This window comes from Pseudomonas fluorescens (assembly GCF_902498065.1).
GTDB lineage: Bacteria > Pseudomonadota > Gammaproteobacteria > Pseudomonadales > Pseudomonadaceae > Aquipseudomonas > Aquipseudomonas fluorescens_BJ.
Genome location: NZ_CABVIR010000021.1, coordinates 1 through 628 on the forward strand (window position 1 = coordinate 1; position 628 = coordinate 628).

The following is a 628-nucleotide window of genomic DNA, read 5'->3' on the forward strand; positions in this document are numbered from 1 at the left end:
TGATAGCTCGGACCACGCGGTAGCTTCAATTCAAAATTCTGCGGTTGTGCGTAGCGGATGTCCCAGCGCTCGGGCAGGTACCGTTGCCTGCCGTGCTGCCAGGCGCCGGGATAGTTGGCCGCCAGTTCATCTTGCGGCGTCAGCGCAAACAGCAGCGCCGCGAACAGCTCCCGGGCTTGCGGATTGGGCGGCAGGAAACCATCGGACTCCCAGGTTTTATCGATCAATTTCTGGCGGGCCTGGGGAATGCCCAACAGGTCCATCATCGACCAGCGAATACCTGATTCTTCGCGCTGGATCACCAGCACCCAGTCCTGGCGGTCGTCGGGCTGTAAGAGCTGGATGTGCAGTTGCAGCGCACGGACGCCTTTGAAGCCGCCCGCCTGATGTGAGCCTGCCAACTCACCGCCCTGCCGCCGATCATGTCCCTTCGAGCCGATCAACACTCCCCGCCCGCCATGATCACACGCTCTGCCAGCGGTGCGGTGGAATCGCTGTTCACACCGTTCGCTCCGCCACCTCTCAAGCCCAAAGCCCCGATTCTGGCAGGCCATAACCGCAATCGTCGGCGATTGCGGAGCCGGAGTTTCTATCTGGCGGGGGCGCGCGACTTAAATGCGTCGGTGCG

Annotated in this window: 1 pseudogene; it reads right to left on the reverse strand. The window is 62.4% G+C overall.

The features are described from left to right. Positions 1-401 (reverse strand): annotated as a pseudogene (locus F8N43_RS29150) (hypothetical protein); the annotation flags it as partial. Positions 402-628 lie beyond the last annotated feature (227 nt).